This is a genomic window from Rubrivirga halophila, from assembly GCF_046845755.1.
Classification (GTDB): domain Bacteria; phylum Bacteroidota; class Rhodothermia; order Rhodothermales; family Rubricoccaceae; genus Rubrivirga.
The window spans coordinates 3754842-3773814 of the sequence record NZ_CP177357.1 but is presented as its reverse complement, the minus strand read 5'-3'; the positions used below and the strand labels follow the sequence as shown (position 1 = coordinate 3773814).

Genomic DNA, 18973 nt, shown 5'->3' with positions numbered 1-18973 from the left:
GTACCGGTCCGGCCGGCTCGCGCGTTGTCCCGGGTGCCGGCCGTGTGATCCGGAGTTCGTCGCGGATTCGGAAGACGGTCACCGGTGGTTTACTTTGCTGTCCCTTCTCCCTCTGCGCTCGCATGGCCGACCGCCCCCGTCCGCCCATCACCGGCGACCGTGCCGCCACCCGGGCCAAGCTGCTCGCGTCCGCCCGGCGCCACCTGTCGCAGGCCGGCTACGGCCAGGTCGGCGTCCGCCAAATCGCGGGCGACGCGGGTGTGAACGCGGCGCTCATCAACCGCTACTTCGGCTCCAAGCTGGGCCTGTTCGCCGAGGTCGTCGGCGACAGCTTCACGATCGGCGACCTGCTCGTGGGCGACCGGGCAACGCTGGGCGACCGGCTGGCGCGCTACCTCGTCCGCCCCCGCCGCACCGGGTTCGACCCGACGCTCGTCCTCTTGCACTCGGCGCCGCACCCCGAGGCCGGCGGCGTGCTCCGGGCGGCGCTCGCCGAACAGGTGGCGACGCCGCTCGCGGACTGGCTCGGCGGGCCGGACGCCCGCGAGCGCGCCGGGCTCATCACGGCCATCTTGTTCGGGTTCACGCTGACGCGCGACGTGGTCGGGGCGTCCGTGCTGGCGGGCGACGAGGAGGCGATCGTCGGCCACCTCGGAGCCGTCCTGCAGCGGCTCATCGACGGGGCCTAGGGCCGCTCGCGCAACGCGGCGTCGGCGAGGTCGGGACGCCCCACCTCGCGCGCCGCGTCGGCAAAGTCGGTGACGACCCCGTCGAGGTCGTCGTCCAGCCCCTCCGCGCGCAAGACGGCGACCGACCGGTGGAAGGCGGCTTGTGCCTCGGGCCACGCCCTCGCCCGGGCCCGGTTGTCGGCGAGGTACGACCACAGGATGGCCTCCTGGCGCGGCAGACTGCGAGCGTTGCGCGCGGCCTCGCGGTAGATCACGGCGGCCGCCTCGGGGTCCCCGCGCTCCTCCTTCAACGTCCCGTGTGCCCTCATGGCCGCCAGGACGCGGGGGTCGCCGGGCCCGTGCGCCGCGCGCAGCCGCCCGACGGCGTCGACGTACGCGGCGTCGGCCTCGGCGAGCCGGCCGTCGGCGCGATACGCGATGCCGAGGCCCTGGACGGCGGCGGCGATGTCGGGGTGCGTCGTGTCGGGGTGGGCCGCTCGGAACATCCGATACGCCTCGCGAGCGGCCGCGACCGCCTCGTCGCCACGCTCCGCCCGGCTGAGGAGCGTCGCATACGTGGAGAGCGAGGTCGCGAGCATCGGGTGGCCATCGGGGTAGGTGCGCCGGCCGGACTCGACCATCTCCCCCATCAGGTCGAGCGCCTCGCCGTCCTTGTCCTGCGCGCGAAGGACGATGACTAGGCTGGTCGTGATGTCCTCCTCCAGCTCGAGGTCGGGAGGGCGGAGGGTGCGGGCCGTCGCGAGCGCCTCGCGGTACATCGACTCGGCCGTCTCGTAGTCACCGCGGTCGCGGATGAGCGAGCCGAGGTGGCGCCGCGTGAACGCAATGTCGGCGGGGTCGGCGCCGAGCGTTTCGAGGTTGGCGAGCGACTGGCGAAGGAGCCGCTCCGCCTCATCGTACTGCTCCACGTCGCGGAGCGCGCGGCCAAGCTGGCGGGCCGTGTTGGCGGCTTCGACCCGGAGCCCAAGTGCCTGGCGTGTCGCGAGCGCGCCCCGGTACAGCGGGATGGCGTCCTCGGCACGGCCCAGGTCGAGGTAGACGTCGCCGATGAGGACCTGGAGTGCGGCTTGCGTTTGGGGTTCATCGGCGAGCTCGCCGATCCGCTCGGCGCCCCGGTCGACCAGCTCGCGGGCCGTCAGTTCCTCACCGGGCTCCTCGTACGGGCTCGCGCTGAGGAGCAGGGTCTGGAGGAACCCGACGACCTCGTCGGAGCGCCGGGCCTCACTCTCGGCGCGGTCGCGCTCGGCGGCCACGCGCGTCGTGTAAAATGCCGTCAGCGCGACGGCGACGAGCACGGCCGCGGCGGTCGCCAGCACGCCCGCGCGGTGGCGGCGCACGAACAGGCGCGCGCGGTAGCGCCGCGTCGCCGGCCGCGCCGCGACGGGCTGGCCCGCGAGGTGGCGCCGGACGTCGGCGCCCAGCTCGGCCGCCGAGCCGTAGCGGCGCTCGGGCTCGGTCCGGAGCGCCTTGAGGCAGATCGTATCGAGGTCGCCCTGGAGCCGCTTGGCGAGGGCCGCCGCGGTCGTCCCCCGCTGGCAAGCGGCGGCGTCTGTGACGCGGGCGCTCGGGCGCTCGGGCTGGCCCTCCAAGACGGCGCGCTCGGCCTGGGCCCGGCTCCCGCCCGTGTCGAGGGGCGCGGCGCCGCACAGCAGCCGGTACAGCAGGCCGCCGAGCGCGTACACGTCGGTCGCCGTCGTCGGCGGCTCGCCGCGGACCTGCTCGGGCGCGGCGTACGCGGGCGTCAGCAGGCGGTGGCCGGTCTGTGTGAGGTGCGCGTCGTCGTCGGAGAGCACGCGGGCGATCCCGAAGTCGAGGAGCTTGGGCGCCCCGGCGGGCGTGACGAGCACGTTCGACGGCTTGAGGTCGCGGTGGACGACCAGGTTCTGGTGGGCGTACGCGACGGCGTCGCAGACGCGCGCGAACAGCGCCAGCCGGGCCTCGACGCCGAGCTGCCGGTCGTCGGCGGCGTCGGTGATGGGCTCGCCCTCGACGAGCTCCATCGCGAAGTAGGGGCGGCCGTCCGACGCCACGCCGCCGTCGAGGAGCCGCGCGATCCCGGGGTGCTCGAGGCGGGCCAGGATCTGGCGCTCGGCGCGGAACCGCGCGAGCACGGCGTCGGAGTCCATGCCCGGCTTGAGGCGCTTGAGCGCGGCCGTCTGCTCGAACCCGTCGGCGCGGTCGGCGCGGTAGACGGCGCCCATCCCGCCCGTCCCGATCCGCTCGCGGAGCACCCACGACCCAACGCGCTCGCCGGTGTGGCTCGGGACGAGCGCGTCGTCGAGGGCACGGTCCGAGAACAGGTCGGTGGCGCGGCCGTCGAGTAGGGTGTGCTGGTGGTCGTAGCCCTCGAGCAGGTTGGCCACCTCGGTGTAGAGGTCGGGATCGTTGCCGGCGGCCGCACGGAGCCAGGCCGTCCGCTCGTCGGGCGGGCGGTCGAGGGCGCGCTCGAAGAGCGCTTGTACTTGGGTCCAGCGGTTGGTGACGTCGGCCATGCTCAGGGGGAGGGTACCCCAGACGCCCGGAACGGCGGCCCGACCGATCACACGCCGTTCAGTTCGTGGCTCAGCCACGCCTTCGCGGCCCGCCAGTCGCGGCGGACCGTCGGCTCGGAGATGCCGAGGGCTTCGGCGATCTCGACGTGCGTGAGCCCACCGAAAAACCACATCTCGACCACCTTCGCCGAGCGCTCGGACCGCGCCGCCAGTCGGTCGAGCGCCTCGTCGAGCGCCAGCAGCTCGTCGGCCCGGGCGACGCGGCCGACGGCGCCATCCTCGTACGTCGCCGCGATCTCGTCGCCGCCGCGCTTCTCAGCGCGCCGGTCCCGGGCGTAGTTCACCAGGATCCGCCGCATGGCGATCGAGGCGACGCCCAGGAAGTGCGCCCGGCTCTGCCAGTCGACGCGGTCCTGGCGGACGAGCTTGAGGTAGGCCTCGTGGACGAGCGCGGTCGTGTTGAGGGTGTGGCCGTCGCGCTCGCGGCCGAGCTGGCGGTGCGCGAGGTCCTGGAGCTCGGCGTAGACGCGCGGCAGGATGGCGTCCACGGCGCTGGCGTCCCCATCGCGGAGATCGGCGAGCAGTTCGGTCACGTCGGAGTTGGACACAGGCGGCAGGGCGAACGTGAACAAAAACTAGGGGTAGTGATCGGTTCGGGCGTCAGGCGGGGCGCTAGGGGGTGGCGGCCCGTCCGTCACCTTCCTCCCCTACCCCCGCTCCCATGCTCCGCACCGCCCTCCTCCTCGCCCTCGCTGTCTCCCTCGCCGCCTGCGACGCCGCCGGCCCCGAAGACACGCCCCTCCCCGAGAGCCCGTCCGGCCCGACGATGGCCAACGTCTCCATCAACCTCGACCAGATCCGCGTCCTCGGGGACTGCGAGAACAGCCCCTCCAACCCCGGCGACTTCCAGTTCAAGATCTCCTTCGTCGACGAGGGCAACCAGCGCGTCGGCCCCGAGCTCCAGTTCCCGAACGGGACCTACGGCGACAACTCCGGCCAGAACCACCTCACCCTCCTCACGGGCCGCACGCACGGCGTCAACCAGACGGCCACCCTCCAGCGGCCCGCTCAGGAGGGCAGCGCGTTCGGCGTCGTGTTCGCCGCGACCGAGTGGGACAGCGCCACGACCCGCGACAGCCGGATGGACGACCGGACGAACACGCGGCTCTACGCCTACCGCGAAGGCCGCTTCCAGGGCATCACCGGGTCCCAGAGCGTCTCGCTGAACGGCGGCACCGACTGCTCGGTCCGGCTCGAGTACACGATCGCGGTCGGCTAGTCCGCGCGTCGACCGTCGCCCGGGGGTGTGTGCCCGGGCCCCGCCCGCCCCGGCTCCTTGGCCGGGGCGGGCGGTCTCATTTACCGTCCGTCCCGAACCGGGGCGGCGCGAGGCGTCGGGGCAGCGCGGGGCGTCGGGGCAGCGCGGGGCGTCGGCGCAGCGCGAGGTGTCGGCTCACTGCGAGGTGTCGGCGCAGCGCGAGGTGTCGGCGCGTTCATCGATGGCGCAGGGGCGCGGGGCGCGCGCGGCGGGGACGGCGCGGCCGGGAGCGCCAGCGTCGACCGCGTGATCCGCTCGCCGCTCGCGGTGATCACGACGAGCTCGCCCTCGGTGTCGCCATCCGAGAACTCGTCGGCGACCGCGACGGCGGTCCGGCGCGAGGTCCCGGCCTTCATCCGGATCTCGACGCGCGGGCGGGCGCCGTCGCCTTTCCAAACGGAAACGGACTCGATGTCGTCCCCGTGTGTCGTCGGCATCGGCGGTGGGGGGGGCGGGGGCGAGGGCGGGGCCGGAGGAGCGGGCGGCGGGGCCGGCGCGCTCGGCGGTGGCGGCGGGGCCGGAGCAGGCGGCGGCGGCGGGGCGGGCGGCGGCGGCGGCGGTGGGGGGAGCGCGTCGAGCGCCAGCGTCGACCGCGTGATCCGCTCGCCACTCGCGGCGACCACGATGAGCTCGCCCTCGGTGTCGCCGTCGGCGTAGCGGTCGGCGATGGTGACGGCGTCCTGCAGCGAGGTCCCGGCCTTCATCTGGATCTCGATGCGCGGCGGCGCCGCGGCGCCGCGCCAGACGGAGACGGACTCGATGGCGTCGTCGGTCGTGTCGGCGGCGACCGGTGCCCCCGGGTCGGCGGGCGTCGCGGGCAGTGGGGACGCGAGCGGGGCGTCGGGGACGGCGGCGGCGGCGAACACGAGCGGCACCACGAGAAGGGCAGCGCCGACGAGCCACGCCAGGCGCGGGCGGTCGGGACGGGGGTGGGTCATGGCGGTCAGGCGGTGGATGAGGGTGGACGAGGAGGCGCCGAGCGCGAGCCCCGGGGTCGGGCGGGTCGAGAAGAGGGCGAGCAAGCGGCCGTAGCTCGCGGCGCGCTCGGGCCACAGGCGGACCACGTCCGCGTCCGCGACCCGCTCGCGGTCGAGCGCGAGCCCGCGTGCCAGCACGTAGACGAGCGGGTGCCACACGAACGCGGCGCAGACGGCGCGCTCGGCCAAGTGCCACCCGAAGTGGGCGCGCCGGACGTGCGACAGCTCGTGGGCGAGCGCCAGCTCGCGGGCCTCGCCGTCGAGCCCATCGGGCACCGCGACGACCGGCTCGCGCCACCCCATCGTGAACGGCGCCGACGCCGGCTCCACGGCCGCGACCGCGACGCGGCGACGGACGCCGACCCGCGCGCCGAGCGCCCGCCCTTCGCGCCGAAGCGTCGCGTCGCCTGACCGCAGCCCGTGCCGCGTCCGTGCCAGCCACACGATGCCGCCCGCCAGAAGCACGAGCGCGACGACGGACGCGAGCGCCGCCAGCAGCGCGAGGCCGCCAAGCGCCACAGCAACCCCGTCGACGCCCGGCGACACGGCCGGGAGCGCGCTGAGGGAGATCTCGGTGCCGCCCGTCGGCGCTTGCGGCGGGGCGGTGGGCGCCAGCGTCGGCACGAGCGGGGCGAGCACGGGCGGGACGACCACGAGCGCGGGCAGCAACGCCAGCGACGCCCCGCGCGCCCACAGACCAACGGAGGCCGACGCCCGCACGATTCTCACGGCGGCCTCGACCGCCAGCGCGACGACGGTCCACGCCAGCACGGGCGTCCCAAGCACCGCCCAGGCGTCGGCGCCGAGCGCGGCGAGCGTGTGGAGGAGTTCAGGCATCGGCCTCCCCTCCAAGCTGCTGGAGAAGGCGCTCGACCTCAGCCTGCTCATCGGCCGTCAGCGACTCGTGGCGCGCCAACGTCTGGATCAGGGTCCGCGCCGAGCCGCCGAAGACCTTGTCGACCACCGACGTCAACAGCGAGCCGCGCACCTCGTCGGCCGGGCGGTCGGCGGAGTACACGAAGGTGGCGCCGTCGCGGACGTAGCTCAGGTAGCCCTTGTCGGCGAGGTTCTTCATGACCGTCGTGACGGTCGTGTAGGCGACGTCGCGGTCGATGCGGGCGTGGACGTCGCGGGCGCTCGCGGAGCCCAGCGCCCAGACGGCGCGGAGGACTTCCATCTCGGTGCCGCCCAGGGCGGTGATCGGGTTTCGCATGGCCTGCTTCGATTCGATTCGAAGGACAGGGTACGGTTCCGTTCGAACCTTGTCAAGCCCTTAGTCCAGATCACCGCATTCGGCGCGCAGGCGCATAAAAAAACGCCCGCCCGGCCTAAGCCGAGCGGGCGTCGAATCGATCCGCTGGCGACGGCCGCCAGCGATGCGCTAGCCGCCGAGCGCGAAGCGCACGAACCGGCGGAGGTCGGTGCCCTGGCTCTTGAGCATCTCGGCGACGGTCTGCGAGGAGTCCTTGACGAAGGGCTGCTCGACGAGCACGTTGTCCTTGAAGTAGCGGCCCAGCTTGCCCTCGGCGATCTTGTCGAGGATCTGCTCGGGCTTGCCCTCGGCGCGCGCCTGCTCCTTGCCGATCTCGCGCTCCTTGTCCTGCACGTCCTGGGGGACGTCGGCGCGCGTGGCGGCGATCGGGTTCATGGCGGCGGCCTGCATGGCCACGTCGCGGCCGGCGCCGGCGAGGTCGCCGTCGCCCTCCATCTCGACGAGCACGCCGAGCTTGGCGCCCGCGTGGATGTAGTCGACGACGGTGCCGCCCTCGGACGCCTCCATGACCTCGAAGCGGCGGACGTCGATCTTCTCGCCGATCTTGCCGGTCATGGTCGTGAGCGCCTCGCCGAGCGGCTGGCCGTCGATCATCACCGACGTGCGGGCCTCGTCGAGCGAGCCGGGCCGGGCCGCCAGCAGGGCGTCGGCGACCGACTGGGCGAACGCGACGAAGTCGCTGTTGCGGGCCACGAAGTCGGTCTCGGAGTTGACCTCGGCGATGACGGCGGCGTCGCCGGCGTCCGTGGTCGCGGTGACGATGGCGCCCTCGCTCGCGTCGCGGTCGGCGCGCTGGGCGGCCACCTTCTGGCCCTTCGTCCGCAGGATCTCGATGGCCTTGTCGAAGTCGCCGTCGGCCTCGACGAGCGCCTTTTTGCAGTCCATCATGCCGACGCCCGTCGCTTCGCGGAGCTTTTTGACGTCCTGTGCCTTGATTGCCATGTCTGGGGTGTGCTGAGTTGGGGGGAGTTTGCGGATCGGTCTAGATGCGTGATGCGTGATCCGTGAGGGTGCCCTTCGAGAGGTCACGCATCACGAATCACGCATCACGACTCGCGGAGCGGGGGGCGCTACGCCGACGTCTTGTTGGCGGTCGCCTCGACGCGGGCCTGGGTCTCGGCGTCGGCCATCGTGGTCACGGGCTCCTCGGCTTCGGCCTTGGCCTCGGCGTCGTCGGCCTTGGCCTCGTCGGCGGCGCGGCTCTGCGCCTCGGCGACGGCCGCGTCGCGCTCGATGGCGCCGGCCTTCTGGCCCTCAATGATGGCGTCGGCGATGTGGCGCGTGAACAGGGCCACCGACTTCATCGCGTCGTCGTTCGCCGGGATCGGGAAGTCGACGAGGTCCGGGTCGACATTCGAGTCGACGAGGGCGATGATCGGGATGTTGAGCTTGCGGGCCTCGTCGACGGCGATGTGCTCGCGCTTGACGTCGACGACGAAGACGGCGCCGGGCAGCTTGCCCATGTCGGCGATCCCGCCGAGCACGCGGTCGAGCTTCTCGAGCTCGCGCGAGCGCATGAGCCGCTCCTTCTTCTTGAGCTTGTCGGTCGTGCCGTCGGCGTCCTCGCGGCGCAACGTCTCCATCCGGCGCAGCGAGCCGCGGATCGTCTGGAAGTTGGTCATCATGCCGCCCTGCCAGCGGTCGACGACGAACGGCATCCCGGCGCGCTCGGCCTCCTCGCGGACGACGCCCTGCGCCTGCTTCTTGGTGCCGATAAACAGGATCTTGCGGCCCTTCGAGGCGAACCGGCCGGCCGCCTCGGCGGCCTCGTCGAGCAGCGTCTGCGTCTGCTTGAGGTCGAGGATGTGGATCCCGTTCCGCTGCATGAAGATGTACGGGGCCATCTTCGGGTTCCAGCGCGAGGTCAGGTGCCCAAAGTGGGCGCCGGCGCGGAGGAGGTCTTCAATCGAGGCACGTGCCATGGTCTGTCGGGGAGTGTGGCGCGGGCGGCGAGGCGCGCGCGCCGAGGTTGATCCTGGCCCCGCCGTCGGCTGCGCTGGCGATCCCGGCCGAGGCCGGGACACCCGCCAGCGCATCGGGCGGGGTGTGTGATAGGGGCGGCGAGGGAAGGTGGGGCCGATGAACGGCCGGTCTCCATTCCCCGACGCCCGCGAAGCTTAGCGCTTCGAGAACTGGAACTTCTTGCGGGCCTTGGGCTGGCCGGGCTTCTTGCGCTCGACCATGCGGGGGTCGCGCGTCATGTAGCCGGCGTCGCGGAGCGGCTTGCGGAGGTCCTCGTTGAACTGGACCAGGCACCGCGCGATGCCGAGCTGGATGGCCTCGGCCTGGCCGGTGAGGCCGCCGCCCTTGGCGTTGACGAGCACGTCGAACTGGCCGCGGAGCTCCGTGAGGTCGAGCGGCGCCGTGGCCGAGGCCTGGCGGATCTTGGTCGGGAGGTACTCGGCGAGCTCGCGCTTGTTGACGACGACGTTGCCGTTGCCGGGGCGGAGGTAGACGCGGGCGACCGACGTCTTGCGGCGGCCGACGGCCTGATACTGGGTTGCCATAATGGGGATGCGGTGTTCAGAGGCCGGCCGCCTGCGCCACCGAGAGCCGGTGGGCGGGCGCCGACGCCCCTTAGATGTCGAGCGTCTGCGGCTGCTGGGCCTCGTGCGGGTGCTCGGCCCCGACGTAGACGTGGAGCTTCTTGTAGAGCTGGCGGCCGAGCTTGGTCCGGGGCAGCATGCCCTTGACGGCGTTCTCGACAATGAAGTGGGGCTTCGAGACGCGGAGCTCCTTGGGCGTCCGCGAGCGGATGCCGCCGGGGTAGCCGGAGTGCCGGAAGTACTCCTTGTCGGTCTCCTTCTTGCCGGTGAAGCGGACCTTCTCGGCGTTGATCACGATGACGTGATCGCCGACGTCCATGTGGGGCGTGTACTCGGGCTTGTGCTTGCCACGCAGGATGGTGGCCACGCGGGCGGCGAGCCGGCCGACGACGACGTTCTCGGCGTCGACCACGTGCCAGGCCTGCTCGACGTCGCCGGGCTTGGCGCTGTAGGTCTTGAACGAGGTCGTGTTCATGGGGATGGGGTCCTTTGCGGTGGGGCCGGCCGCCATAAAAAAGGGCGACCCGGCCCGCACGCGCCTCTGAGGGGCGGGCGGCCCGGCCGCTCCGCGACCGGCGTGCTGGCGTCCCGTACGGAGTGTGCGGGGGCCGAGCACGATTCGAACAGGACAAGCTAGACGGCCGCCGGGCGGAGGGCAACGCGAACGCCCCCTCCGAACCCTCTAATCGGCCGGGTTCAAGGATTCTTCCCCGGGTCTGGGGCCCCCCTCTATCTTCGCGGTCCTCTGGCCCCCCCGTCTGTGCTCTCGGAGCGCTCTTCTCGCCTCGAAGCCCTCGCGGCCCACCTCCCCTTCCCGCTCGACGACTTCGACGCGGCGGCGGCGACGTTCGTCCGCTGGCGCGCGCACGGCAACGAGGACGACCGCCAGACGGCCCAGCTCTGGGCCTACTGCTTTGTCGTGTGGTACTTCTACGGCCGGTTCGCCACCGAGCGCGCGACGAGCGCCAGCGACCTCGACTGGGTGATCGAGCGGTCGTTCAAGCGGATCGAGCGGTCGTTCGACGGGATCCGCACGCCCCGGCGGTTCCCCCAGTTCGTCAGCGTCGTCTGCCGCAACGTCCTGCTGTCGTACCGGGCCCGCCGCCACGAGACCGTCGAGGTCGAGGAGACCACCACGCCGACCCCGGCCCGCGGGGCCGACGGCTTCGACCGCATCCTGACGCGGCGGCTCATCGAGCGCGCCATCGCGGCCCTCCCGGACTTCGCGGTCGAGATCACCCGGCTCCGGCTGCTCGAGGGCGCCAGCTACCAGGAGATCGCCGCGGCCACCGGCCTCGACATCGCCACGGCCCGCACCTACTTCTCGAAAGCCGTCGCCCGCCTACGGGCCGACCCCGACCTCCGCGCGCTCCACGAGAACAGCGCGCCGCCCTCCGCGCTGTCCGGCACCCCCGGAAACGGCGCCAAAAAGGCCGATCCGCAAAAAGAAAATGATCTCCGAGGTTAGATCTGGCGACCTCGCGGGTCTATGTGTGTGTGATCCCCCCCGTCACCGTGACTGACCCCGCCCTCCGCCTCGACGAGTTCCCCGCCCTCTCGCCCGCCGAGCGGGCCGAGATCGAGCGCGCGCTGGCCGGCCGCCCGGACCTCGCCGACGCCCTCGACGAGGCCCGCCGCCTCGCCGCGCTGGTGGACGCCGCGCGGGCCCGGCCCGACCCCGGCCAGAGCGTGGTCGGGCGCCGCCTGGGGCTCGACGGCCTCTCCATGCCGGCCGACCCCGAGGCCGCCGCTCGCCTGGCCCGCCGGATCGACGCGCTCGACGCCGACGCCGAGGACGTCGTCGCCCGCTTCGAGCGGCTGACCGGCCGGACGCTCCCCCCGCTCGCAACCGACGACACGCCCGCCGCGGAGGCCCGCCCGTCGCCCGAGGCGCCCCTCCGGACGCTGGTCGACCGCCCGCCGGCCCGGCCGGCCCGCGCCCGCTGGCGCCGCGCCTCGACGTGGGCGCGAGCGGCGGCCGTCCTGCTGGTCGGCTACGGGGCCCTGTTCCTGGCCTCGCAGGCCTCCGTCCCCGAGCGCGCGCAGATCGCTGCCCTGGGCGAGATCGCCGTCGACGAGCCGGCGCTGCGGAGCGCCGACCCCGCGCCCGACGCCGACCGCCTGATCGCGGCCGCCCAAGCCGTCCGCGACGCCCGACGCTCGACGCTGGGCCTGTTCCCGAGCTACGACGCGACCGCGCTCGACGCCGCCGCCGCCGACCTCGCCGACCTCGCGGACGCGGCCGACCGCCGAACGTGGGTGTCGCAGGAGGCCCGGCTCGCGCTCGGCCGCGTGCTCCTGCACCGGGGCCGCGACGCCGACGCCGCCCGCGTGCTCGGCGACCTCGTCGAGCAGGGCGGCTACCGCGCGCCTGTCGCGCGGCGCCTGCTCGACGCCGTGCGGGTCGGCAGCTAGGCCCCGCTGACAGTCGGGTGGCACCGGGTGGGCCTAGCTTGGCCCGGTCCCCCCACCGACTGCATGTACGCGTACGTCTCTGGCACCCTCGCCGACAAAAAGCCGACCGAAGCCATCCTCGAGGCCGGCGGCATCGGGTATCGCCTGCTGATCCCGGCCTCGTCCTTCGAAAAGCTCCCCCCCGTCGGGAGCGCGGCCAAGCTGGTCACCACGTTCGTCGTCCGCGAGGACTCGCAGACGCTCTACGGCTTTGCGACCGAGGCCGAGCAGACGGCGTTCGAGACGCTGACGGCCGTGAGCGGGGTCGGCCCGAAGCTGGGGCTGGCGGCGCTCAGTGCGATGTCGCCCTCGGAGCTGCGCGACACGGTCGTGTCGGGCGACGCGGCGATGTTGACGCGCGTGCCCGGCATCGGGAAGCGGACGGCCGAGCGGCTGATCGTCGAGCTCCGGGACAAGTTCGCGGGGATGGACGGGCTCGAGCCGTCGGGCGCGCTCGGCGGCGACAGCGTCGCCAGCGAGGCCCGCGCGGATGCGCGCTCCGGTCTCGAGGCCCTGGGGCTCGGCCGCGCCGAGGCCGAGAAGCGGCTCCGCAAGGTGCTCCGCGCCCACCCCGGCACCGCCTCCGCCGAGGACCTCATCCGCCTCGCGCTCCGCGAGGGCTGACCGAGCCGGGCGCCGTGTTCACGCGCTGCGTTACGGTTCGGTAATGCCGGAGCCGCCGCCCCGCCTGTACCGTGGGGGCTCCCCCCGCTTTGCCCATGGCCGACGCCCCCGCCGACCGCCCGACCGTCTTGGTCATCGACGACGAGCCCGACCTCGTCGAACTGCTCCAGTACGCGCTGGCGGCGGCGGGCTTCGCCGTGCTCACGGCGTCCGACGGCGTCGCCGGCCTGGCGATCGCCGAGGCCGAGAAGCCGGACGTGATGGTGGTCGACATCATGATGCCGCGCATGGACGGGCTGGCGCTCACCGAGCAGATTCGTCAGCGCGCCGCGCTCCGCCGCACGCCGATCCTGATGCTCACGGCGCGGACCGCCGAGGCCGACGAGATCGCCGGGCTCGGCGCCGGCGCCGACGACTACCTCCCCAAGCCCGTCTCGCCCAAGCGGCTCGTCAGCCGCGTGCAGGCGCTGCTCCGCCGCGTCGAGCGCGACGAGGCCGCGCAGACGGCGCAGATCCAGGTCCACGACCTCGTGGTCGACCGCGAGCGCTACGTCGTCGAGCGGCCCGCGTCGGGCGAGGCGTTTCGGCTCCCCCGCAAGGAGTTCGAGCTGCTGTTCTTCCTGGCCAGCCACCCTGGCCGCGTGTTCGAGCGCGACGAGCTGCTCACGGCCGTCTGGGGCGTCGATGTCGTCGTCGTGGACCGGACCGTCGACGTGCACGTGCGCAAGATCCGGGAAAAGATCGGGAGCGCCTACATCGAGACCGTCAAGGGCGTCGGGTACCGGCTGGCGGAGGCGCTGGAGGCGTAGCGCAGGCTGTGGGCCTCGCTGAATCCGCACGGCTCGCGTGCTTGCGATCTTGCGTGCGCGCGTTCGTTTGAGACTCCCCCCTCCCCTCGCTGCCCGTGATCGTTCCGCCGCCCCGGTCTCGCCGCGTGCACCGGCTCGCGTTGCGGGTGGCCGTGACCGTCGCGGCGGGCGTGGGCGCAGTCGCGCTGGCGGCGGTCGCGCTGGGGGCGCCGCCGTGGGTCGTGGTAGGGGCCGTGGGCGTGGGAGCCGGGGTGGTGACGTACGCGGCCGTCTCGCACCGCGTGGCCGGACGCCTGGAGCTAGCCCGGCGGACGCTGCGCGAGGCCCGTAAGCGGCGGTTCGACGCGCTCGCGGCGCTTCCCTCGGGCGACCGCGACGAGCTCGACGCGCTCATCGAGCAGGTCGGCCGCGCGGGGCGCACGCTGCAGAGCGAGATCGAGCGGCTGGAGCGGGCCGAGAGCTACCGCCGCGAGTTTCTCGGCGACGTGAGCCACGAGCTGCGGACGCCCATCTTCGCCGTCTCCGGCTTTGCCGAGACGCTCCTCGACGGCGCCCTCGACGACGACGGCGTCCGCCGCCGGTTCGTCGAGAAGATTGCTACGAACGCCGCCCGGCTCGACGCGCTCACCCGCGACCTGTCCGACATCTCCAAGCTCGAGACCGGCCAGCTCCAGGTCGAGCGGGCGCCGTTCGCGCTCGGCCCGCTGGCGCGCGAGGTGGCCGAGGGTCTGGAGCGTCTGGCGGGCGCGCACGAGGTCGCGCTCGGCGTGCGCGTGCCGCCCGAGCTCCCGGCCGTGCTCGGCGACCGCGCCCGGATCCGCCAGGTGCTCACGAACCTCGTCCAGAACGCCATCTCGTACAACCAGGCCGGCGGTCACGTCGAGATCACCGCGCGGCGGCGCGACGACGGCGCGGTCCGCGTGGCGGTCGTCGACGACGGGATCGGGATCCCGGAGGCCTCGATTCCGCGCCTGACGGAGCGGTTCTACCGGGTCGACAAAAGCCGGAGCCGGGCCGAGGGCGGGACCGGGCTGGGGCTCGCCATCGTCAAGCACATCTTGGAGGCGCACGGCCAGCGGCTCGACGTCGAGAGCCGCGTCGGGTACGGGTCGACGTTCGCGTTCGCGCTGGCGCCCGAGCGCCCAGAGGAACACGGAGCGGCCGACGACGGATATACGGGGACTCCACCACGGCGCCCGTGACCCTTTCCGAGCTCATCCAGCAGGACCGTTTCACGACGCCATCTCAGGAGGCGCTCCTCAACGTGTTGGCGACGGCCTCATGGGTGGCCACCAACATGAACGCGGCGCTCGCGCCGCACGGCGTGACGCAGGCCCAGTACAACGTCTTGCGCATCTTGCGTGGCCGCCACCCGGACCGCTACACCTGCACCGAGGTCGGGACCCGGCTGCTCGACCGGACGCCGGACGTGACCCGGCTGCTGGTGCGGCTCGAAAAGCGGGGCTTCGTCCGCCGCGAGCGGGCCGCCCACGACCGCCGCGTGGTCGAGGTCTCGATCACCGACGCGGGGCTGGAGACTCTGAGCCGCCTCGACGAGCCCGTCGAGACCACCATCGCTAGGCTGGGCAGCCACCTCACCGAGGAGGAGCTGACCCAGCTGTCGGCGCTGCTCGAAAAGGTCCGGACCGACCAGACCGAGTAGCGCGAGCTACCAGGCCGGGCGGCCGCGGACGGCCGACAGCGTGGCGGGCGCCGCCGCGTTCGGCGAGAACGTGCCCACCCAGACGACGTAGCGGCCCGGCGCGGCCTGCGCGAACGTGACGGCGGGGTCGCTGCCGCGCGCGTCGTCGGAGCAGTGCCAGCGGCCCGCCGGGTCCGAGACCAGCATCGTCGTGTCGGAGCCCGAGACGGCGTAGATCGCCAGCGGGCCCGAGCCCTCGACGGTGACGACGGCCGTCGGCCGGGCGTCATTGATGAAGCCCGAGCACCCGCTGCCCGGCACGGCGTTGCGGTCGGCGCCGCCCGCGCGGACGTCGGCCGACACGGCCTCCGACCCGATCGACAACGTGTGCTGCGGGGTGCCGTTGGGTCGGGGCTGGGCCTGAACGGCCGACGCCGCCAACAGGACGAACGCGAAGAGAAGGGGACGCATGACCGAGGGGGGTCTGGTGAGCCTGTCGACGTGCAAACGCCGGGCCGCCGTGGGTGGTGCCACGTGAGGCGCCGGACGCACAGATTTAACGCTACTCGAAACGGTCGGTGTACACGGTGGCCTCCACGGGGGACGTCCGGCGCGAGAAGGTGCCCACCCAGATGGTCACCGTCCCCGGCCCGCCGTCGACGGTCACGTAGGGGTCGGTGCCCTCGGCGTCGTCGCCGCACGTCCACGAGCCGTCGGGCGCGCGGACCACGATCGTCAGGTCGGTGTCTTCGGCGTAGGCCCCGATCCCGACCGCCCCGTCGACGGCCAGGGTCGCCGTCGGCGTCTCAGCGACGAAGCCCCGGCACAGCTCGCCCGTGACCGGGTTGAGGATCGGGCCGCCGGCCAGGACCTCGGCCTCGGTGCCGAGCGCGAGCGCGATCTGCCCAGGGCCCGGCGCCAGCACCGATCCGTCGTGCAGGCCCTCCGACTGGGTCGGCCCGTCGTAGCCGTCGTAGCCGCCGCTCGACTCGACCACGCCGGGCGCGACGGACACGGTCGCCTCGGTCGCCCCGTCGAGGTCGCCGAAGGTGCCGACCCAGACGAGGTAGGTCCCCGGCTCGGCGACGTCGACCTGGATGCCCGGGTCGAGCCCGTCGGCGTCGTCGCTGCACCACCAGTCGCCCGAGGGCGTCTTGACGGTGAGCGTGAGGTCGTCCTCGGCCGAGGCGCGGAAGGCGAAGGGGCCCTCGCCAGAGAGCGTGACGCCCGCCGTCGCCGCCGTCTCGATGTAGCCCGAGCAGGCGGGCCCGGTGACCGGGTTGCCGGCCTCGGGCTGCAGGAGGACGGTCGCGTCGCTGCCGCTGGCGTCGTCGGCCGCGAGCCGGACGGCGGGCGCGGCGTCGAGGCGGAGCGCGAGGTAGCTGCCCTCGGAGTACGGCTCGGGCGAGAAGTCGCCCCCGTCGTAGTCGTCGAAGTCGTCGACGTCGAACGCGGGTGCCGTCTCGGTCACGGTGAGCATTGCGCTGACCGGGTCGGACAGGCTGAAGGTGCCGACCCAAACGCCGTACGCGCCGCTCGTGGGGTCCTCCTCGATGACGGTCGGGTCCGTCCCGCCGAAGTCGTCGTTGCAGGCGAGCGAGCCGTCGGGCCGGCGGACCACGAGGACGAGGTCGGCGAACGCCTCGTCGTCGAACGCCGTGGCGCGGATGGCGATCTCGCCCGTCCCGTCCGCCGCGTCGTAGTCGACGACGGCCGAGGGGCGGGCGGCCGTGATGTAGCCCGTGCAGGCCGTGCCGTCGGCGGTCGCCAGCCGCTCGGCGGCGTCGGGCCCACCGGCCGTGACGGTCACCTCGATGGCGCCCTGGGCGGCCTCGAACCCGCCGGCGGCGGCGATGCGGCCGGCGAGCGCGGCGCTGGCGGGCCCCAACGTCGGGGGCGGTGCGGGCGGGCCGGCCGCGACCGTGGCCGAGAGGCCGTTGCCGTCTTCCGAGAAGGCGCCTACCCAGACCGCGTACCGGCCAGCGGGGGCGCTCGAGAGCCCGACGACAGGCAGCACGCCGTGCGTGTCGTCGTCGCAGGCCCACGCCCCATCCGGGCGGCGGACCGCCAGCGTGGCGTCGAAGTCGCCGGTGACGGCGACCACGAAGTCGCCGCCGCCCCAGTCGACGACGACGTCCGGCGCCGACGGATCGACGTAGCCGACGCAGCCGGGCTCCGAGAGCGGCATCGGCGTCCGCGCGCGGACCGTGACGCCGACCTCGACGCGCTCGGCGGAGGCGGACACGGCGCCCGCGGCCGGCGCGGCGTCGGGCATCATGGGCTGCGCCGCGAGCGGGGCGGCGAGCCCGAGGGCGAGGGCGAGGGCGAGCAGTCGGGGCATCGGCGGGGTCAGAGGGGGGCCCTCAATGTCGACACCACAGCCCGCCCAAGCCACGGTTAGCGCGGATCGATCTCGGAGATGAACAGCGTGGCGTCGGCGGGGCTGTCGCCGTAGGTCCCCACCCAGATGTTGTAGAGCCCGGCGTCGGCGCCGCGGATGACGACGATGGGGTCGCCGTCGTCGTAGCTGTCGTCGTCGCAGACCCAGTTCCCGTCGGGGAGGTTGACCAAGATCGTCGTGTCGTCGCCCGAGACGGCGTAGATGTAGAGGGCGCTGCTACCCGACGAGGTGTAGTAGAGGTCGACGTCGGGGGCTTCGGTGATGGACCCGTAGCTGCAGCCGCGGACGGCCGGCTCGACGGTGCCACCGGCCACCAGTTCGATCACGAACGGGTCGTCGGGGAAGCCCTCATCGAGGCGGACGTCGCCGAAGTTGGGGTCGGCACCAACGTCCTGGGCGAGGGCGGGGGACGCCGCAAAGGCGAGCAGGGCGAGGGCGAGGAGGAAACGCATGAGAGCCAGGGGGAAGAGACACGAGCCGGAAGTGGCGACGACAGGATCCCCCGCACCCCCTTAAAAAACAAGTGTTCAAGGGGTGTGATATCGACTCCACACACCGAGGGCCCCGCCCCGTCGTCGGAGCGGGGCCCTCCCCAGGTGCGGAGGCCCGTGCCTCCTCCAGGCCGTCCGACCGCTAGGCGGTCTCGTGGACGGCGTGCCCGTTCGTCGTGGTGGCGACGGCCGGCGCGTCGGCAGCCGACGCCTCGACGAAGGTGAGCCAGTCCCGCGGGTTGGCCGTGTCGCGGAGCGCCTCGAAGTAGGCCTGCTGGAGCTCGGCGGTGATGGGGCCGCGGCGGCCCTCGCCGATCCGGTAGTGGTCGACCGAGCGGACGGGCGTGACCTCGGCGGCGGTGCCGGTAAAGAAGATCTCGTCGGCGAGGTAGAGCGCCTCGCGGGGCAGGATCTTCTCGATGACGGTGTAGCCGCGGTCCTCGGCGATCTGGATGATGGAGTCGCGCGTGATGCCCGGCAGGATGGACATCGTCGTCGGCGGCGTGTAGATCTCGCCGTCGCGGATCAGGAACAGGTTCTCGCCGGACCCCTCCGAGAGGTAGCCGTCGACGGAGAGCGCGATGCCCTCGGCGAACCCGTTCTTGATGGCCTCCATCTTGATCAGGCTGCCGCCGAGGTAGTTGCCGCCGGCCTTGGCCATCGAGGGGATGGTGTTGGGCGCGGGCCGGTTCCACGACGAGACCTGCACGTCGACGCCTTCTTCGAGCGCCTCGGCGCCGAGGTACTGGCCCCACTCCCAGACGGCCACGACGGTGTGGACGGGGTTGTTGAGCGGGTTGACGCCCATCTTGCCGTGGCCGCGGAACGAGACCGGCCGGATGTAGCAGGCCTCGAGCCCGCTGTCGGCGACGGTGCCGACCACGGCGTCGCACAGCTCGTCGACGGAGTAGCCGAGGTCCATGCGGTGGATCTTGGCCGAGTCGATGAGCCGCGCCATGTGCTCCTCGAGGCGGAAGATGGCCGGGCCGCGCTCGGTGTCGTAGGCGCGGATGCCTTCGAACACGCTCGATCCGTAGTGGACGACGTGGGAGAGCACGTGGATGGTGGCGTCCTCGTAGGCGACGAGCTCTCCGTTGAACCAGATGCGGGGCTGCGACATGAGCGTGGGGGGGGAGGGGAAGGGGAAGGGGCGGCCCGTCCGTCGAGGGCTGGGGGCGACGCGAGCGGCGCGGGCCGTCCGCGCCAGCCGTCGACGAGCGGGGGTGTGGAAAGTATACGTGGGGACGAACGCCTCGG

Annotated in this window: 20 protein-coding genes; 8 read left to right on the top strand and 12 right to left on the bottom strand. The window is 73.2% G+C overall.

Features of this window, described 5'->3' with window-relative positions; genetic code table 11:
• The first annotated feature begins 122 nt into the window (after positions 1-122).
• Entirely contained in the window at positions 123-689 is a 567-nt protein-coding gene (locus ACLIRP_RS16500) for a TetR family transcriptional regulator (RefSeq protein ID WP_412061569.1), read from the top strand.
• Here ACLIRP_RS16500 and ACLIRP_RS16495 read toward each other — a convergent pair.
• Positions 686-3181, bottom strand: a complete 2496-nt coding sequence (locus ACLIRP_RS16495; RefSeq protein ID WP_412061568.1) for a protein kinase domain-containing protein — start codon at positions 3179-3181, stop codon at positions 686-688. The two genes, ACLIRP_RS16500 and ACLIRP_RS16495, sit on opposite strands and share 4 nt — an antisense overlap.
• Positions 3182-3228: 47 nt before the next feature.
• Positions 3229-3789, bottom strand: coding sequence for a sigma-70 family RNA polymerase sigma factor (locus ACLIRP_RS16490; protein WP_412061567.1), 561 nt, complete (start codon positions 3787-3789; stop codon positions 3229-3231).
• 113 nt (positions 3790-3902) lie between these two features.
• On the opposite strand from ACLIRP_RS16490, the gene ACLIRP_RS16485 reads away from it, so the two are divergent.
• Positions 3903-4460, top strand: a complete 558-nt coding sequence (locus ACLIRP_RS16485) for a hypothetical protein (protein WP_412061566.1) — start codon at positions 3903-3905, stop codon at positions 4458-4460.
• Positions 4461-4540: 80 nt separating this feature from the next.
• On the opposite strand, the gene ACLIRP_RS16480 is transcribed toward ACLIRP_RS16485, so the two are convergent.
• The 6 genes from ACLIRP_RS16480 to rplM form a co-directional block, all read right to left on the bottom strand.
• Positions 4541-6313, bottom strand: a complete 1773-nt coding sequence (locus ACLIRP_RS16480) for a M56 family metallopeptidase (RefSeq protein ID WP_412061565.1) — start codon at positions 6311-6313, stop codon at positions 4541-4543.
• Positions 6306-6689 (bottom strand): BlaI/MecI/CopY family transcriptional regulator, encoded by a 384-nt coding sequence (locus ACLIRP_RS16475; protein ID WP_412061564.1) that lies wholly within the window; start codon positions 6687-6689, stop codon positions 6306-6308. Before ACLIRP_RS16475 ends, ACLIRP_RS16480 begins: the two co-directional genes overlap by 8 nt.
• A 168-nt stretch (positions 6690-6857) precedes the next feature.
• Positions 6858-7691 (bottom strand): translation elongation factor Ts, encoded by an 834-nt coding sequence (gene tsf, locus ACLIRP_RS16470; protein ID WP_412061563.1) that lies wholly within the window; start codon positions 7689-7691, stop codon positions 6858-6860.
• 128 nt (positions 7692-7819) lie between these two features.
• A complete protein-coding gene (gene rpsB / locus ACLIRP_RS16465) occupies positions 7820-8671 on the bottom strand; it encodes a 30S ribosomal protein S2 (protein WP_412061562.1) in 852 nt (283 codons plus the stop codon).
• 195 nt (positions 8672-8866) lie between these two features.
• Positions 8867-9256: a 30S ribosomal protein S9 gene (rpsI, locus tag ACLIRP_RS16460; RefSeq protein WP_412061561.1), complete on the bottom strand. Its 390-nt coding sequence runs from the start codon at positions 9254-9256 to the stop codon at positions 8867-8869.
• A 70-nt stretch (positions 9257-9326) separates the two neighbouring features.
• On the bottom strand, positions 9327-9770 hold the full coding sequence (gene rplM, locus ACLIRP_RS16455; protein WP_412061560.1) for a 50S ribosomal protein L13: 444 nt from the start codon (positions 9768-9770) through the stop codon (positions 9327-9329).
• Positions 9771-10055: 285 nt separating this feature from the next.
• Here rplM and ACLIRP_RS16450 point away from each other — a divergent pair, with 285 nt between their 5' ends.
• The 6 genes from ACLIRP_RS16450 to ACLIRP_RS16425 all read left to right on the top strand — a co-directional run bounded on the left by ACLIRP_RS16450 (position 10056) and on the right by ACLIRP_RS16425 (position 14845).
• Positions 10056-10763, top strand: a complete 708-nt coding sequence (locus tag ACLIRP_RS16450) for an RNA polymerase sigma factor (RefSeq protein WP_412061559.1) — start codon at positions 10056-10058, stop codon at positions 10761-10763.
• A 47-nt stretch (positions 10764-10810) separates the two neighbouring features.
• Positions 10811-11710 (top strand): hypothetical protein, encoded by a 900-nt coding sequence (locus ACLIRP_RS16445; RefSeq protein ID WP_412061558.1) that lies wholly within the window; start codon positions 10811-10813, stop codon positions 11708-11710.
• Between the two features lie 63 nt (positions 11711-11773).
• On the top strand, positions 11774-12373 hold the full coding sequence (gene ruvA, locus ACLIRP_RS16440; RefSeq protein ID WP_412061557.1) for a Holliday junction branch migration protein RuvA: 600 nt from the start codon (positions 11774-11776) through the stop codon (positions 12371-12373).
• Positions 12374-12468: 95 nt separating this feature from the next.
• Positions 12469-13182, top strand: a complete 714-nt coding sequence (locus tag ACLIRP_RS16435) for a response regulator transcription factor (protein ID WP_412061556.1) — start codon at positions 12469-12471, stop codon at positions 13180-13182.
• Between the two features lie 125 nt (positions 13183-13307).
• Positions 13308-14384 carry a sensor histidine kinase gene (locus ACLIRP_RS16430; protein WP_412061555.1) on the top strand — a complete coding sequence of 359 codons (1077 nt, stop codon included), beginning with the start codon at positions 13308-13310 and terminating at the stop codon, positions 14382-14384.
• Positions 14381-14845 (top strand): MarR family winged helix-turn-helix transcriptional regulator, encoded by a 465-nt coding sequence (locus ACLIRP_RS16425; RefSeq protein ID WP_412061554.1) that lies wholly within the window; start codon positions 14381-14383, stop codon positions 14843-14845. The genes ACLIRP_RS16430 and ACLIRP_RS16425 overlap by 4 nt, the downstream gene beginning before the upstream one ends.
• 6 nt (positions 14846-14851) lie before the next feature.
• Here ACLIRP_RS16425 and ACLIRP_RS16420 read toward each other — a convergent pair whose 3' ends face one another.
• The 4 genes from ACLIRP_RS16420 to ACLIRP_RS16405 all read right to left on the bottom strand — a co-directional run bounded on the left by ACLIRP_RS16420 (position 14852) and on the right by ACLIRP_RS16405 (position 18836).
• A complete protein-coding gene (locus ACLIRP_RS16420; RefSeq protein ID WP_412061553.1) occupies positions 14852-15295 on the bottom strand; it encodes a hypothetical protein in 444 nt (147 codons plus the stop codon).
• Between the two features lie 91 nt (positions 15296-15386).
• Positions 15387-17165 carry a hypothetical protein gene (locus ACLIRP_RS16415; protein ID WP_412061552.1) on the bottom strand — a complete coding sequence of 593 codons (1779 nt, stop codon included), beginning with the start codon at positions 17163-17165 and terminating at the stop codon, positions 15387-15389.
• A 56-nt stretch (positions 17166-17221) separates the two neighbouring features.
• Positions 17222-17677 (bottom strand): peptidase S1, encoded by a 456-nt coding sequence (locus tag ACLIRP_RS16410; RefSeq protein ID WP_412061551.1) that lies wholly within the window; start codon positions 17675-17677, stop codon positions 17222-17224.
• Positions 17678-17858: 181 nt separating this feature from the next.
• Complete coding sequence (locus ACLIRP_RS16405; protein WP_412061550.1) at positions 17859-18836, bottom strand: branched-chain amino acid transaminase; 978 nt, start codon at positions 18834-18836, stop codon at positions 17859-17861.
• Positions 18837-18973 lie beyond the last annotated feature (137 nt).